Here is a 17,389-nt window from a genome sequence, read left to right on the forward strand (position 1 = left end):
GGCGCGCATATTATCTTTGTAATGAGGTATAGTCAAAGAAAAAGGCCACACATCTGCACCTTTCCGCCAAATATTCGCTTATTAAGCTGTGCCTAGTTTAAAATGCCTGCAATTATTTCGCCATGTCTTTTGGAAAAATTATGACACAAATCATTTTAGCTTCCACATCAGCTTATCGCCGCATGTTACTGGAAAAACTTCGTTTACCCTTTATATGTGCAGCTCCTAATACTGATGAAACACCTCGAATGAATGAAAATGCAGAACAGCTCGTTATGCGTTTGGCGCAAGCCAAGGCACAGGCATTACAAACAAAATATTCTCAGCATTTGATTATTGGTTCTGATCAAGTTTGTGTTATTAACGGCGAAATCACCGGCAAGCCCCACAATCTTGAAAATGCATTTAAACAATTACGGCAAGCCAGTGGTCATTGCGTCACCTTTTATACCGGCATTTCTCTCTTTAACAGCAAAACAGGAATAACCGATACCCGTTGTGAATTATTCAATGTCTATTTTAGAGAGCTGGCTGATGATGAAATCTGGGCTTATTTAACTGCGGAAACCCCTCTTAATTGTGCCGGAAGCTTTAAAAGCGAAGGGTTAGGAATCACTTTATTTGAACGACTTGAAGGGAAAGATCCGAATACGCTGATAGGTTTACCATTAATTACATTGACTGAATTATTAATCCGCCAGGGGGTAAACCCACTGACGGCGATAGGTTAATTACTGTGATTCTGACGTAGCGTTTTTATACAATAGCGCAATTGCTCATCCATCGGTGCTTCAAGACATAATGTCTCCCCCGTCGAGGGATGAGTAAATTTTAGCGCACTGGCATGCAAGAATAGGCGGTTAAGACCCGTAGCTGACAGTTGCGAATCAAAAACTTTATCCCCATAGCGATCATCAAAAGCGATCGGATGCCCAGCATATTGAGTATGAACACGGATTTGATGAGTCCGACCCGTTACCGGACTGGCTTTCATTAACGTTGCATTGGCAAAACGCTCTTCTACTTTAAAACGCGTTTCAGAAGGCTTACCTTCACTGTTTACTTTAACAATCCGCTCACCACTTTGCAGGATGTTTTTCAGCAATGGAGCCTGAACAACCTTACAATGTGATTGCCATTGTCCTCGTACTAAAGCCAGATAATCTTTCTGCATCTGTTTAAGGCGTAATTGCTCATGCAAGGCCCGTAAAGCTGAGCGTTTTTTAGCAATTAACAAAATTCCAGAGGTATCGCGATCTAAACGATGCACTAATTCGAGGAATTTTGCTTCCGGACGCAAAACCCGCAATCCTTCAATAACACCAAAACTTAAACCACTACCGCCATGAACGGCCGTACCAGAAGGTTTATTGAGCACCAGAATATAGTCATCTTCGTATAAGATACAATCGTCTAATGCAGCGACTTTATCCAGTTTAGCTGAAACTGGCGCTTCTTGCCGTTCTGCAACCCGGACCGGTGGAATTCTGACAACATCCCCCGCAGACAATTTATACTCAGGTTTTATCCTGCCTTTATTTACCCGCACTTCCCCCTTACGCACAATCCGGTAAATCATGCTCTTAGGAACACCCTTCAAACGCGCTAATAAAAAATTATCAACTCGCTGTCCAGCTTCATCGTCATCAATAGTGACAAATTGTACAACTTGATTATTCGTTTTCATGATAGCAATTTTAATTATCACTCAAGCAGAGTGCTACTCATTTTTAAATATGTGTAAAAATCACGCATACTTTCCGGTTGTTACCTTCCCTACTTTAAGATAAAGATTAAATATTAACTATTTCTTCCTATTTCATCAGAAAAACCGCTTAAAGACATAAAGTCACCTTGCTATCACCCCAACAGCAATGGAATAATACGTAGCCATCATCAGTTTTTTAAACCTGAATGGCGAAGTTAAACGTTTGTTCTTCATTTGATTGCACAAAAACGCAGCAATGGCGTAAGACGTACTGGGAAATCAAATAATTAGCGGGCTACGGGTAGCAGATTACTGGAATTGGATCAAATCAGCTTCATTTATATTTGCAGATTATTCCTAGAAAAGGGTACTGTTTTCTAAGTGAAAATTCAGACCTGCCGAAAATATGCGTCTCTATACAAACGACAACCGGGAGGTTGGCGGATTTGTAAAAGACACGAGACCATCGGTTACCAGTCGCTCATCTATATTTACCCGTAGCTCTATAACTAATGTAAAAAATAATGAGTAAGTTACAATGAAAAGAATGCTAATCAACGCAACTCAGCAAGAAGAGTTGCGTGTTGCTCTGGTTGACGGGCAACGCCTTTATGATTTGGATATCGAAAGCCCAGGACACGAGCAAAAAAAAGCAAATATCTACAAAGGTAAAATCACCCGAATTGAACCTAGTCTGGAAGCTGCTTTTGTTGACTACGGCGCTGAACGGCATGGTTTCCTTCCTATTAAAGAAATAGCCCGCGAATATTTTCCCAATAACTACCATCCTCACGGTCGCCCTAATATCAAAGATGTTTTAAGGGAGGGCCAGGAAGTTATCGTTCAAGTCGATAAAGAAGAACGTGGTAATAAAGGGGCCGCCTTAACCACTTTTATCAGTCTGGCGGGCAGTTATCTGGTACTAATGCCTAATAACCCTCGTGCGGGCGGTATTTCCCGCCGTATCGAAGGAGATGACCGCACAGAACTGAAAGAAGCTTTGGCATCGTTAGAAGTGCCAGAAGGAATGGGACTGATCGTCCGCACTGCGGGTGTCGGTAAGTCCGCAGAAGCACTACAGTGGGATTTATCATTCCGCCTTAAACACTGGGAAGCGATCAAAAAAGCCGCCGAAAACCGCTCTGCTCCCTTCTTAATCCATCAAGAAAGTAATGTTATCGTCCGTGCTTTCCGCGACTATTTGCGCCCAGACATCGGTGAAATCCTAATCGACAATCCCAAGGTTCTCGATCTGGCACGGCAACATATTACTGCACTTGGCCGCCCGGATTTCACCAGTAAAATTAAGCTGTATAGTGGTGAGGTTCCCCTGTTCAGCCATTATCAAATTGAATCACAGATTGAATCTGCATTTCAGCGTGAAGTTCGTCTGCCATCAGGCGGTGCTGTGGTTATCGATACCACAGAAGCATTAACTGCGATCGATATTAACTCTTCCCGTGCAACACGTGGAGGAGATATCGAAGAGACGGCTTTTAATACCAACCTTGAAGCAGCGGATGAAATTGCCCGTCAATTACGCCTGCGTGACCTTGGTGGTTTGATTGTTATCGATTTTATCGATATGACACCAGTACGTCATCAACGTGAAGTGGAAAACCGCCTACGTGATGCTGTTCGCCAGGATCGTGCTCGTATTCAAATTGGCCGTATTTCCCGTTTTGGTCTACTGGAAATGTCCCGTCAGCGCCTGAGCCCATCACTAGGTGAATCCAGCCACCACGTTTGCCCACGCTGTAGCGGCACAGGGACTATTCGTGATAATGAATCCCTATCGCTATCCATTTTGCGTCTGATTGAAGAAGAGGCACTGAAAGAGAACACGCATCAAGTCCATGCTATTGTTCCAGTACAAATCGCCTCATATCTACTAAACGAAAAGCGCCAGGCAGTCAGTGCAATTGAACGCCGTCAGGGAGATGTTGGCGTAGTGATCGTGCCTAACGATCAAATGCAGACTCCTCACTTCTCTGTTCTACGCGTGCGTAAGGGTGAGGAAATTTCTGCACTGAGCTATCTGCTTCCTCAATTTTATGAAGCAGGAACGATAAATCCTCAAGAAGATGTCCAACCTGAACGTAAGCGTCCTGAGCAGCCCGCTATTTCTGCTTTTGCTTTACCAGCCGATACGCCAGCACAGCAACCATCACATAAAACAAAAGAGAAAAAGCCAAACCACACGGCTCAGACTATAACGGAACAACCCGGTCTCTTAAGCCGCTTCTTGGCTGCTTTGAAAAAAATGTTCAGTACAGAAGCAGAAGAAGAAAAACTGGCACAGAAAAAAGAGAATAAATTATCTGGTCATGATAACCGTCGCTCTTCTGAACGACGCAATCAACGCCGCCAAAATTCACGTAAAGATCGTGATGATAATAATCTACGTGATGAACAACGTAATAACCGTGATCGTGACGAACAACGGAAAAATCGTAATACTCAACAGAAAAATGGCACTCAAGATAACAATGTAACGATAGATACTGCTGCTCGTGAAACCCAACAGCAGCAACGTCGCGAGCAACGTGCAGAACGTCAACGCCGTCGTCAGGAAGAAAAACGCCAGCAGCAACTTGAAACCCAGAAGCCAGAAGTCGTTGAAAATGAGGTTGAAGAACGTCTACCGGTTATACCACGTCGCCAACGTCGTCAGCTTGAGCAAAAAATTCGCATCATAGATGAAGTGAAAGAAGTTACAACTGCCGCCTCGCTGCCCGTACCTGTTGTTACAGAAGAGCAATTACCAGTACCTGTTGAAATACCGGTAGAAACAGCTCAGCCGCAACAATTGACTGAAAATAAAGAGCAACAAGATAATGTTATGCCACGCCGCTCTCGTCGCTCACCTCGTCATTTGCGCGTTAGTGGTCAGCGCCGCCGCCGTTACCGCGATGAAAGAAATCTACTTCAATCACCGGTACCATTATCTATGGCTGTTGCATCACCAGAAATGGCTTCCGGTAAAGTTTGGGTTCGCTATCCGGTGGTTCCGATTTCCATAGAAATGCCTGAGGAAATTTCTATGATCGAACAGCAAGAACAGCAAAATGAGGTATTGTCGGCAATAGCAACAGAAACAGTACCTGCAATCATCGTTGTTGCAGAATCTGAACAAACCATCATTGAATCTCCGAAAGTAGCAAAGACGCTAGAAACTCACCAAAACGGAATCAAATCTGAAACAGGCATTACAGAACAAAATGACATTGTTCTACAGCAAACTGAATCAGTGCAGGAAGAACGGTCAGTTATTGAACTGGTTGCAATAACACCGATTATCCCTGAATTTGAGCAGCAATCTGAAGTAGAAGATGACATCGTTGTTTCTAAAGAAATTGCAGCAGTGATGATTATTGAAGAGAATAAAGATGAAATGGTTAAACAACCTGTTGCTATTATAGCCAAATTTCATCATTCTTACGCGCCGATGACCAAAGCACCAGCCCCTGAGATGATTGAAAAACCTATTGTTATCAGAGAATGGCAACGGCCTTTTTCTCATTTTGAAGGGAAAGGGGGAGCTGGGGGCCATTCAGCCACTAATGCGGCTACTTCACCAATGGCTAAACCGCAATTCTTTGAATAAACAACATTGTTTAATATCAGCAGAATGGCTCTTTTTAGGAGCCATTTTTTTGCTACTAACCCCACAAAAACACTTACCGTTAATTTTATTCTATCCACATAAGGGTTAGTTTAAACAGTCATTACCGTGACTCTCTTCAATTAATTATCATTCGATTTCTTATTTAACCAGGAGAATAACCTATGAAACCGTGGCTTATTTTTGGTGCAGGTAGTGGCATTGGACGTCATCTTGTGACTGTCGCACTGCAACAAAAACGTCCCGTCATTGCGCTTATCCGCAATTTTCAGCAGGCTACTGAACTGAGTGCTTTAGGTGTCAAAGTGATACAAGGTGATGCCTGTAATGCTGAAGATGTTGAAAAAACGGTACAACATGTAAGTTCAGAAGCAATCGTCTTTTCTACTATTGGTGGAATTGATTCAGATCTCTTTGGCAATATGACTATCATTGATACTATTGAGAAAACTGAAATAACACGTATGTTACTCGTTACCTCAATAGGTTGTGGCGAAGGCTGGAAAACCCTGTCACCCAGAGCTAAATCATTGTTTGGCCAATCTGTCAGGCGTAAATCAATGGCAGAAAGCTACCTTCAGACAAGTTCCTTGAATTACACAATTATTCGCCCAGGAGGATTAACAGATAAACCAGGAACAGGCCATTGTCAAAGATATCAGCATGAAATTCATGGTTCAGTTAGTCGCCAAGATGTTGCACATCAACTGGCAACTATGGCAGAAGAAGAATCTTCATATCAGCAGATTTATACCTTAGTTGATCCAGAGCTTAAACCTGATTGGGCTATTGCGTAGTCGGTAAGAATAACCACGCATTCATGCGTGGTTATTTAATGATGCTATTTGAGTTCACCCATTGTTTTAAGCTTTTTAGACAATTCCCGACGCTCTTTAGAAAGATCCGCATTTTTAATTATATGATCATCTATACGGTCTTCATAATCACTTCTCATATTCATAATGATGCTCTGAATATCCTCAATTGACATACCGGGCTTGATGTATTCGCTCAAGTTATCAAGCAATAAAACACGCTTCTGGTTATCGCGTATTTTCTTTTCATTGTCTGCAATTTCGCGCTGTAACTTATTCTTACGACGAAACATATGTACAAACTCCAACACATTGTGGAATGACGGCTTATTTACGTTGTCCATTTTCATACCTTATCTTCAATCTAAACGTACAAATTATCCAATCTGACTACACAATAAGACTAAAACCATTAATAAACAAGTCAGTTTCCGTTATTTATTGATTTTCATTAATTACATAAACCAGTTAACTTCTTGCTAAAGGTTCAGCATATTTACTCAATCTAAAACAATCGGCCAATGCGAATGAATAATAAACCGCCAATCTTCCACTGGCAGAAGAACAGTTTTCCCCTATAGCTCATATTCCATCTGTTACTCTACAATTTTTTCAGATTTCAAGTGCACGATTATTAATTACTATTATCTCATACAAAATGAATAAAAAACTATAAAGTTAATTCTATTTATAAATTAAATAATTAAGTTAGATATTAATAAACAAACCAAATAAAGACAATTAATTATATAGAACACAATAAAAACTTGAATAAAATGTTATTACCCCCCCCAACATTTCATATATTTTGAACTGTCTTAACACTTTCACTTTTCAATTCCTTGTGAAATAGGGTTTTTAGTAAATTATTTTGAATATAATTTATATAAAATAGGAAAAACCATTAGTTTATTAGTTTATTAGTTTATTAGTTTATTAGTTTATTAGTTTATTAGTTTATTAGTTTATTAGTTTATTAGTTTATTAGTTTATTAGTTTATTAGTTTATTAGTTAAACACCTTTCAAAAATCACTATATTTGTGATATTCATCTTAATAATAAAATAAAAAATTCCTTATTACTGAAACATAATTAAAATTGACGAAAAACATAACGATGATTAGGTTAGTGATGAAAAAAATTCCTTTTGATTTGGATGGTTACGAAATCTCTTTTGGCCATGCACGTAGAACAAGAATTCCAATTATAAAAATAACTCATCCAAAAAATGGGATTTCCATCAAACCATTTTATAGTGTTAATAGAATAAATTTACTTGAAAGAATTCAATATGAAACTGGTTTAAATGATCAATATATTGAATCTATTAATGAGCATTTTCAAGAAATTAATTATCCTTAAAAAACCAGATATAACAGGAGATTATATCCTTTTACTTTAGTACCTTGGAAATTACCAAGGTACTGCATATCAGTTTATTCTGTTTTATATCTTATTCACTGATGAATACATTTGTAATTAGCTGGTAAAAGTGCTGACCTGATGTAAGATAGTAAATAATAACACCCCCTAATATATAGAAAATAAAAGCAGAAAACGCCAAGCATGTACCTGCAATTATCGCATACTGATATCGATTTTCCAATGTTGACATTAGTGTAAAATAAACTAATCCCATAACTGAAAATACACCTACCCCACCAATTATCCCTTGAGTTATATACCCGTTATCTTTCAAGTTGCCTCTTTGTTGGCTGCACTCACTCACCCCGGTCACATAGTTCTCTATGCTCCCGGGGATTCGCTCCCTTGCCGTCGCGATGCATCTTGAAATCCATAGGGTATATGCATCACTATTTTCATCAATATACTTATTATCGCCATCAGCATTTATCCAGTCCTGCGGAGAATTCATTAAATATCGCATTAAATAAACTGCGATCTTCTTCATACGCCTCTAACGCTCTGACATATGACTCCATTTTACTCTCAACCCAAAAAAGCCACTTTCTCACATTAACTTCATATATAATGACGTATTTTAACCTAATAAAGAAATCATATAATTCTTATATAGGATAAACGCCAAAATATACCTCATATATAAATCAGAATCTAATGAAACAGTCTACATTTTTCTTTTATTTTTTCTGTTATATAGTAAAAAAGAACAGAAAACGCCAAGCATGTACTCGCAACTATCGCATATTGATATCGATTCTCCAACGTTGACATCAGTGTAAAGTAAACTAACCCCATGACTGAAAATACACACAGAGTCCCAATTACCGCCTGCACTATATGCACCACGGTGTTCATCAATATGCTTATTATCTTCATTTATCTAACCCTACAGAGAATTCATCAAATATTTCATTAAATAAACCTCGATTTTCGTCATACGCTTCCAATGCTCTGACATATGGCTCCATTTTACTCTCAACCAAAAAATAAAGTAAATCCAGGTTACCCTCTCGCCTTAACAACATATATAAATTCGGGTTTGTTTGAGCTAATTCCCTAGAAGTATAGATCGCTCTGGATACTGACGCCCCAACCCCCAAGGTCGCAGTAAATGTTACAGATCCTCCAAGTTTAGTGAACCATTTTGCGCCAAAAAAAGCACCAAGGCTCCCCCTAAATATGACATATTTCGAAATCATACCTCCAAATATTTTCCCAACTTTCGTTTCGATTAATCGTTGCTTTTGCTCTTCACTAAGTTTACCTAAGTAATCCTCAAAAATAATCTGAATAATCCTTTCAAGATTATTAAGCGTAATAGCTTCCGACTTTATCAATCCAACAAAACGATATTTGTCATTTTCATTATCCCATCTATACTCAGTATCAAGATAATCGTAACCAACATAATAAAAATCCACAGGAATATCTAATACCCCTTCGGCAAACCCAGTAAGCCAGCTACTGTCATCGTCAATTGTTGCAACCATTTTTTCAGCGATTTCTTTAGCCCCGTCCATTAAAAAACCCTTTCATCCCAAATGCTATAGGCACCTGTTGAACAAGCTACATTATTCCAAGTAATATTAGTATATACCATTGAAAGAATTTCCTGTGGCATCATATGATTACTGGTTAATGAATGCGGGTGGTCTGATTTTAAACTAACAATATACGCTTGCCCGAGACGAATTGTATAGTAAAGCTCAAGTCCACCATTTTCACTGGTACGGTAAGATTCAAGAAAATACTCTAACCTTTCGTTATCATCCAAGCTTTTTGCTAATAAAGGAGAAGCTTTATCAATAGGTTTAGTGATAATTACCGGATAATGTGAAACATTTTGTTTGCGAGTCATAAGATGTTGCAGACTATAGACGAAGATCTGATCTTCGTGCCCATTTTGCGCTTTGATACCTATTGAGTCTCTTCTGCCACAACCCGCAGAAATTAACCCTTGGTTTTGACCTTTAACCGTTAAATAAATTAAATTTTACATATTCACCTCATTTATCATTTCAATACTTTAATGCATACTGCAGTAGGCAGATCAATATTGTCAAGGATAAATGTTCTAAAAACATACAATAATTTATTCCAAGCCCCAAAAATGTTAATAACTGACATCCCATCGTGGCGCAGAAAGTAGGAAAATATGGATATAATATTGCAATCACATGGATTCTCTAAGATAGTAAGCAATGATTACCTACATTTCTGGACAAAATATCATTCCCCTCTCTAAAAAGCAGAAAAAAACAAATAATTAACTAACCTCATTGGACATTGAACAACAATGAAAAATAGCAGCGAACAACCCACTTTCTACATCCACGACTACGAAACTTTTGGTCAACATCCGGCCTTAGACAGACCGGCTCAATTTGCTGGTGTTCGTACTGATATGGATTTCAATATTATTGAAGAGCCATTAGTTATTTACTGTTCACCTGCTGATGATTATCTGCCACAACCAGAAGCTGTCATGATTACAGGTATTACTCCGCAAATTACCTTAGAAAAAGGGGTCAATGAAGCGGAATTTGCCCGCCAGATTCATAATGTATTCAGTGTACCGAACAGTTGTATCCTCGGTTATAACAATATTCGATTTGATGATGAAGTCAGCCGTAATATTTTTTACCGCAATTTTTATGATCCGTACGCTTATAGTTGGCAAAAAGGTAATTCCCGTTGGGATTTACTTGATGTATTACGTGCCTGTTATGCCTTGCGTCCCAAAGGTATTGTCTGGCCAAAGAATGAAGATGGTCTACCTAGCTTTAAGCTAGAACATCTGACTAAGGCAAATGGCGTTGAACATTCACATGCTCACGATGCGATGTCCGATGTCTATGCCACAATCGCAATGGCAAAATTACTCAAAGAAGTACAGCCAAGGATGTTCAATTATTTCTTTCAGTTAAGAAATAAGCAGAAAATTAGCGCCCTCATCGATATTCCCCAAATGAAACCGCTGGTTCATGTTTCCGGGATGTTTGGCGCTGCTCGCAGCAACCTCAGTTTGGTTGCACCTCTTGCCTGGCATCCGGTAAATCAGAATGCGGTTATTATGTGCGATTTAGCCGGAGATATTTCACCATTACTGGAATTGGATGCAGATACATTGCGTGAACGTCTATATACCCGCCATGATGAATTACAGCCAGATCAACCACCAGTCCCGATAAAACTGGTTCATATTAATAAGTGTCCAATAGTCGCCCACGATAATACTTTGCGAACAGAAGACGCTGAACGTATCGGATTAGATCGTGATCATTGTGAAAGAAATCTGGCTATTCTGCGAAATAATCCACAAATTAGAGAAAAAGTTGTAGAACTATTTGCAGAGGCAGAACCTTTCCCTGAATCTGATAATATTGACGCTAAGCTGTATGATGGTTTTTTTAGCAGTGCCGATAAAGCAGCAATGAATATTATCCGTGAGACATTACCTCAGAATTTACCTGCACTCGATCTGACTTTTCAGGACCCACGTATTAAAACGCTGTTATTCCGCTATAGAGCCAGAAACTACCCTGCTACTCTAACTTACGATGAACAACAACACTGGTTACGTTATCGTCAAGATGTATTAACTCAAGATAAGCTGAGTGAATATTTCTTTATAATTGAACAACTCTTCACTGAATATCAAGGCAACGAAGAAAAATGCCGTCAACTTAAAGCACTCATGGAGTATGCGGCAAAACTGGTCGGATAATTAAACAGACAGTAGGTAAATATAAAACGGCGAGTCATATATACTCGCCTTTCTGACAGGATAACTCTCTCATCAATCTTTACAGATTTAAACTTTCCTAGTGCCAACATGACGTTGTAACTACTGAGAATATTGACATTAAGATCTTTCACCCCAATTTTTCAACTTGGATGTTTTCCCAATTCCGGGATTGAGAGTGTTAGTGGGATCAGTCATCCGATAAAAAGCCTTAAGTTGAAGTTTAGCCTGATATAGATGACCCACATTATGCTCTGCGGGATATTCCGCTCCTCGTTTATCAAGCAGCTCTATCATTCTTTCTTTCAATGCCTGTATGTCCACCCCTTTTTTCACAATGTAATCCTGATGAAACACGTAGCACATAAAATGCCCGCAATAAAGTTTGTGTACCAATACATCATCAAACTCTGGGGGTAATTGTTCAAACCATTCACGATCATTGCGGCGCAAAGCGATATCAAGTGACAGGATATTCTCTACTTCGTTACTATGCACCGCTTGATAACGGATCGCTGAACCACCAGCGGAAAAACGATGCAAGAACGCTTTAGCACCCTCCTCCGGCGTACAAGCAAAGAAATCCCCTTCCACCCGGCTAAAATATTCTTCCAACCAGCTTCTGGCCTCTTCAATCCCATCACCTGACATTTTTAATATCAAATGGTGCTCAAAACGATTACGATATTCTTTCAAACGCTTAGGCAAGTGAGAGGAAAGTAAACGACTTAACCCCTGCATAATGCGATCGATAAGATTGACAGGTAAAAATGAAATTCGGTTGAAAATAGCGTCCATTCTCCCTTTCAAAGTAAAATAAGCCGGCATCTTATCCGTGCCAAGCTTATCAATCATGATGAAAGTATCTTTACCGTAAGTTTCCGCAATATCGAAAATATCCCGGTGCATATATTCACCCGCCACCGGTAAATTATGAAAATTTGCTAATATATGACGACGCAATTCCGTCAATACGCCAGTTTGGTTGGTACCGATATAAAATACTTGAGACAAAGGTTCTGCCGGAAAAGTATCGAGCCGGACAGCAAACACAACCAACTTACCCGCACAACCTGAAGCTTCAAATAAACGGCGCTCGTCAGAATTAAAACGAGATGGAGTATCAGCATCTACGTCACGTACTCGTTGGGCATATTCATGATCAGATGCTTTACGCTGACCCTGTTCTACATCCTGATCACTGTAACGCTGTTCTTCCAGACAAGAGAGAATCTCTTCTGGTGTTTCTCCCAAATAGATACCCAGATGATTAATTAATTCTGGCTTACCACACTCATTAACACGTCCATATAATGCCATTTCGGTATAAGCCGGCCCACGATGAACTAAAGAACCTCCTGAGTTATTACAGATGCCCCCAATCACAGAAGCGCCAATACAGGAAGAACCGATAACTGAATGTGGTTCACGTCCCAGCGGCTTGAGCGCCCGTTCAAGTTGCCATAATGTACTGCCAGGTAATGCAACTACCTGATTACACTGTTTTAAAATCTGAATTTTATTCATGCGCAGCGTGCTAATAATGACTATGTCACGATCGTAATCCTTACCATTCGGGGTAGAACCTTCAGTTATACCCGTGTTGGCCGCCTGCATTAAAATGATTTTATCTGCTTCAACGCAGACCTTAAACACACGCCACTGTTCCACCAGCGAGCCGGGAAACACAACGGCTAAAGCATCTCCCTGGCCGGAGCGAAAGCCTTTACGATAACGTTCAGTTTTATGGGGAGCAGTCAGGATATGAGATTTACCGACAATATTGGTCAGGGTAGTAATGAGTTGCTGATTTTGAGAGGTCTTTGCATCATTCATAGTCTCTTCCTTAATATACAATTACCTCTCAGAGCATAGATTGTTTTTCTTCGCTTACCGTTGAAATTTTTCTTATCTGTAAGCGACCTCGCTGTTTTTTTTCTTAAGCTCCTTTTCCTTAACTATTACGGTAAAATTAGCAACATAGTAAAAATAATGGCGCCAAATTCGGCGCCATTATTCTTTTGCTAAATATTAAACCATTTCAGAGCATTGAGGCATCGGCTGACGGAAGCGACGGGTCAGGAATACCATATAAACCAGACCAATTGCTCCCCAAGTTAGCCCCAATTCCATAGAACTTTGCTCCAGATTCATCCATAGTACGCTAACAGTACAAGCACCTATCACAGGTAATATCAAGAAATTAATGATATCTTTTAATGTACGGTTACGACATTCACGGATATAGAATTGAGAAATGACTGATAAGTTTACAAAGGTGAACGCTATCAACGCACCAAAGTTAATCAGAGCTGTTGCAGTAACCAGATCAAAGGTAATCGCAGATAACCCTATGGTGCCTACCAACAATACGTTGATTATCGGAGTCCGCCATTTTGGATGAACATAGCCAAATATTTTCTCAGGAAATACACCATCGCGCCCCATAACATAGAGCAAACGGGAAACCCCCGCGTGAGCCGCCATACCAGAAGCCAAAACAGTGACACAAGAGAACACCAAAATAATGGATTGGAACAGGGTACCTGCTACATACAGCATAATTTCTGGCTGAGATTCATCCGGGTTCTTGAACCGAGAAATATCCGGAAAATAGAGCTGCAAGAAATAAGAAACCGCAATGAAGATAACACCACCGATTAATACTGTCAGGAAAATCGCTTTCGGAATCACCTTACCAGCATTCGGAGTCTCTTCGGACAACGAACTAATGCCATCAAACCCTAGAAATGAGAAGCACAAAATCGTCGCCCCAGTAATCATTGGGATCAAATGGGCATCTTCAGAAACGAATGGTTTCGCATTCCATAAAGTTCCTACTCCTTCCCCGTTGTACACACCGTGGATCAGTAAACCCACAAATACGACCATAATGGCCACCTGAACAATAACAATAGCCGTGTTGAGATTAGCAACAACGTTAATGCCACGCAGGTTAAAGGCTGTCATCAGTAATGCAAAACCCACAACGAAGATCCACGGATCTACGCTAGGAAAAATGGCCTGAAGATAAATTTTCGCTAACAAGATATTAATCATCGGCATGAACATATAGTCCAATAGCGATGACCAACCCACCATAAAGCCAACATGCGGACTAATGGATTTTTGTGCATAAGTATATGCAGATCCAGCAGAAGGGAAACGTTTTACCAACTTCCCGTAGCTCACGGCGGTAAACAGAATTGCGATCAAAGCAATAGCGTAGGATGTCGCTACGTGACCGTTAGTCAAACCAGAAACAATACCGAAAGTATCAAAGATAGTCATAGGTTGCAGATAAGCAAGACCCATCATCACTACCTGAACCAAGGTCAGTGTTTTTCTGAGCTGAACACGATTGTTAGCACCAGTCTGGTTAGTGCCTAGTGTGATTACAGTATTATGAGTCATGAGCAAAACCTCCCATAACTCCGATTCGTGTTATGACACTACTTAATCGATAGTTACTGGGAAGACTTCGCTTCTGCCTATAGGCAGTAGAATTAGAGGCTGGATTATATGCAGAGCTCAATGCTCCATAGTCATCGATGCAGCAGCATGTGCCAATTGGCACAAGTGCGAAAGGAAATAATTGCTCCATATTAGCGTTCCTCATTACGGCAACCGATTCTCATTGCGGTTGATCGTGGGCCAATTATCTATCCGGCTCAGAGTCCGGCCTCTGGTATAGTAAAAAATAAGTCAAAGCAAAAAAAATAACCGACGCATATAAACGCATCAGTTATTCTCTAGTGGGCGAATTCTGCACTTGAAGACCTGAAATAGCAATACTCACCACACTAAAAGTTCATTATTTTTTACCACACTCATTGATGACGCTATGGAATTTGACGGTGTCATATACATTTCTTTGATATGGCTAAGTTTTAACACAACACAAAACGGATTTCTATTCAGTTTTACAGGTATAAGCAAAAAACAAAAATCCTCCTTGTCAGCGACAAACAAGGAGGATTATAAAACAGTTAGTTAGAACGCATTATCAAAAGTCGTAATTAATACCAATGTTATAACGACGACCATCCAATACTATATCATGGGTGTCTTCAGTCACTTGTTTTTCAAACACATTATATACCCCCCCTACCAAGCGTAAACCTTCAGCCAGATAATAGCTGACACCGATATCCACAAAGGTATAAGACGGTGTTCCTGTCCCCATAGAGGTACGTGATAAATAATTCGACGTTTTGCCACGGTAGTTAACACGCGCCCAAGTTTGCATTTCTGGTAAAACCTGCCAGTTTAAGGTTGCATTCACCATATGTTTAGGCATCTTATTCAAAGGCTTCCCTTTGAAGTTACCGCTCTTTTGCTCAGAATCAGTATACGTATAGTTTGCAGCCAATACCCAGTTATCAACAATATCCCAGTTCATCGTCGCTTCTACACCACGCATATTGGCTTTATCAATGTTCACACGGTCACTGATAAATTTATAAGCAGTGCCATCAATAACACATTTACCCTGAGATTTACCACTTGGATCGGTACAACGACGTAATTCAGTAATTTTATCTTTAAATTCAGTGTTGAATATTGTTAAACCGACATTAAAGTTATCCCGATTGTTCCAGATAACACCAATTTCCTGATTGAAGCTCTTCTCCGGTTTCAAATCCGGATTACCGACGATAATCGCTGGATCACCACCGCCACCCGTAATCTGCCCCCAATTAGATGCTGCCTGACGTAATTCTGGTGAACGATATCCTGTAGAAACGCCTCCTTTAATCGTCCATTGCTCATCAACATGCCATACACCGTACAAACGTGGAGTCCAATGGTCACCGAAGTTTTCGTCTTTATCCATGCGGATACCACCGGTCAGAGCAAAGTCATTGGTCATTTGCCATTCATCTTCAGCAAATAACGCCCAACTCCAACGGTTCAGCTTATTGATATTTTTAGCAGAAGCTAATTGATTCCCTTCATCGCGTAAATCTTCATAACGATACTGACCACCTATACTCAATGAATGATCATCCAACATAAACACTGTATGAGTATTGAACAAATTATCGTAATATTTCATATCACGACCAGGATTACGTGATTCATCACGCTGGAAGTACGTTGTCGACGTTCCAAAATCGTAAACGCCATTATGGGTGATAGAGTAATTATTTCTTTTATATCGACTTTCACTATTACCTGGAGATCGCCAACTACTTGTCTTTGTTTTCCCTACAGTAGAATCACGATCTTGCTCATAACGTCCCGCTTCAAAATCAAAAGTATTCTGCTCATCGGGAGTGAAAGAGAAAGTGGCTGAACCATTACGCATTTCCTGTTTGTTAAACCCACCGATAAATTTATCTTCATTACGGTGAGAATACAGGCCGCTCACTTTCAGCCCTAATAATCCATCAATAATTGGACCTGAAGTATACACACTACTCTGATGACTATTACCTGATTTAGAACGCTCCTGCAAAGTGCCATCAGCGCGGAAGCTGGTTTTCCACTCTTTCTGTGCCTTACGGGTAATGATGTTAATCACCCCTCCCATCGCATCAGAACCATAAAGAGAAGACATAGGACCACGAACAACCTCGATACGTTCTATCGCGGCCAATGGCGGCAACCACCCCTGTTCAATCCCCGAATTATCACGGTTTGGACGAGTACCACGGGTATCAACACGCTTACCATCAACCAGAATCATTGTATATTGAGACGCCATACCGCGAATACTGATGTCACTACTGCTAGCACCACCTGTAACAACGACACCTGGCACATCTTTCAGTGCATCAGTCACATCACGATAAGCCTTAGTTTCCAATTGTTCACGGCTCACCACAGAAATAGACGCTGGCGCATCTTCAATTTTCTGTTGAAAACCAGCTGCCGTAGTGACAAGAATAGTGTCATTACTGCTACTAGCCGCAAAAACTGAGCCAGATGAGATTGCAGCAATAATACCTAACGCGATTTTTCTTTGATTAAAAACACCCATTCCCGATTCTCCAAGAGATATAATTACACTTTATTTATCTATAAAAATGGATAATCAACATGTGCTCAAATAACGAGGATAAAA

At 40.1% G+C, this 17,389-nt stretch carries 13 protein-coding genes; 5 read left to right on the plus strand and 8 right to left on the minus strand.

Features of this window, described 5'->3' with window-relative positions; all coding sequences use genetic code 11:
- Positions 1–140 precede the first annotated feature (140 nt).
- The gene (locus ACGF5R_RS10340; RefSeq protein ID WP_387690737.1) at positions 141–731 is read left to right on the plus strand and encodes a Maf family protein; all 591 of its coding nucleotides are present in this window, start codon (positions 141–143) and stop codon (positions 729–731) included.
- Here ACGF5R_RS10340 and rluC read toward each other — a convergent pair.
- Positions 728–1,687, minus strand: a complete 960-nt coding sequence (gene rluC, locus ACGF5R_RS10345) for a 23S rRNA pseudouridine(955/2504/2580) synthase RluC (RefSeq protein WP_387690739.1) — start codon at positions 1,685–1,687, stop codon at positions 728–730. The two genes, ACGF5R_RS10340 and rluC, sit on opposite strands and share 4 nt — an antisense overlap.
- Positions 1,688–2,246: 559 nt before the next feature.
- Between rluC and rne the strand changes: the two genes are divergently transcribed.
- Both rne and ACGF5R_RS10355 read left to right on the plus strand, forming a co-directional pair.
- Positions 2,247–5,315, plus strand: a complete 3,069-nt coding sequence (rne, locus tag ACGF5R_RS10350; RefSeq protein WP_112878497.1) for a ribonuclease E — start codon at positions 2,247–2,249, stop codon at positions 5,313–5,315.
- A 182-nt stretch (positions 5,316–5,497) separates the two neighbouring features.
- Positions 5,498–6,130 carry an NAD(P)-binding oxidoreductase gene (locus tag ACGF5R_RS10355; RefSeq protein ID WP_112878498.1) on the plus strand — a complete coding sequence of 211 codons (633 nt, stop codon included), beginning with the start codon at positions 5,498–5,500 and terminating at the stop codon, positions 6,128–6,130.
- A gap of 44 nt (positions 6,131–6,174) precedes the next feature.
- On the opposite strand, the gene tmaR is transcribed toward ACGF5R_RS10355, so the two are convergent.
- The gene (gene tmaR, locus ACGF5R_RS10360; RefSeq protein ID WP_112878499.1) at positions 6,175–6,492 is read right to left on the minus strand and encodes a PTS system regulator TmaR; all 318 of its coding nucleotides are present in this window, start codon (positions 6,490–6,492) and stop codon (positions 6,175–6,177) included.
- Positions 6,493–7,280: 788 nt separating this feature from the next.
- On the opposite strand from tmaR, the gene ACGF5R_RS10365 reads away from it, so the two are divergent.
- Entirely contained in the window at positions 7,281–7,511 is a 231-nt protein-coding gene (locus tag ACGF5R_RS10365; RefSeq protein ID WP_112878500.1) for a hypothetical protein, read from the plus strand.
- A gap of 91 nt (positions 7,512–7,602) precedes the next feature.
- Here the strand turns inward: ACGF5R_RS10365 and ACGF5R_RS10370 are convergent, their stop codons facing one another.
- From ACGF5R_RS10370 to ACGF5R_RS10380, 3 genes are all read right to left on the minus strand, one after another.
- Positions 7,603–8,061 (minus strand): hypothetical protein, encoded by a 459-nt coding sequence (locus ACGF5R_RS10370; protein ID WP_158537787.1) that lies wholly within the window; start codon positions 8,059–8,061, stop codon positions 7,603–7,605.
- 385 nt (positions 8,062–8,446) lie between these two features.
- Positions 8,447–9,094 (minus strand): hypothetical protein, encoded by a 648-nt coding sequence (locus ACGF5R_RS10375; protein WP_387690741.1) that lies wholly within the window; start codon positions 9,092–9,094, stop codon positions 8,447–8,449.
- Complete coding sequence (locus ACGF5R_RS10380; protein ID WP_240000793.1) at positions 9,094–9,561, minus strand: Hcp family type VI secretion system effector; 468 nt, start codon at positions 9,559–9,561, stop codon at positions 9,094–9,096. The genes ACGF5R_RS10375 and ACGF5R_RS10380 overlap by 1 nt, the downstream gene beginning before the upstream one ends.
- 309 nt (positions 9,562–9,870) lie before the next feature.
- Between ACGF5R_RS10380 and sbcB the strand changes: the two genes are divergently transcribed.
- Entirely contained in the window at positions 9,871–11,301 is a 1,431-nt protein-coding gene (gene sbcB / locus ACGF5R_RS10385) for an exodeoxyribonuclease I (protein ID WP_387690743.1), read from the plus strand.
- A 138-nt stretch (positions 11,302–11,439) separates the two neighbouring features.
- Here the strand turns inward: sbcB and dld are convergent, their stop codons facing one another.
- The 3 genes from dld to ACGF5R_RS10400 all read right to left on the minus strand — a co-directional run bounded on the left by dld (position 11,440) and on the right by ACGF5R_RS10400 (position 17,305).
- Positions 11,440–13,155, minus strand: a complete 1,716-nt coding sequence (dld, locus tag ACGF5R_RS10390; RefSeq protein WP_387690745.1) for a D-lactate dehydrogenase — start codon at positions 13,153–13,155, stop codon at positions 11,440–11,442.
- 195 nt (positions 13,156–13,350) lie between these two features.
- Entirely contained in the window at positions 13,351–14,733 is a 1,383-nt protein-coding gene (locus tag ACGF5R_RS10395; RefSeq protein ID WP_387690746.1) for an APC family permease, read from the minus strand.
- 592 nt (positions 14,734–15,325) lie between these two features.
- The gene (locus ACGF5R_RS10400; RefSeq protein WP_112878507.1) at positions 15,326–17,305 is read right to left on the minus strand and encodes a ligand-gated channel protein; all 1,980 of its coding nucleotides are present in this window, start codon (positions 17,303–17,305) and stop codon (positions 15,326–15,328) included.
- Positions 17,306–17,389: the final 84 nt, after the last annotated feature.

The sequence above is a fragment of the Photorhabdus sp. RM71S genome (assembly GCF_042879355.1).
In the GTDB taxonomy this organism is placed as follows: domain Bacteria; phylum Pseudomonadota; class Gammaproteobacteria; order Enterobacterales; family Enterobacteriaceae; genus Photorhabdus; species Photorhabdus kayaii.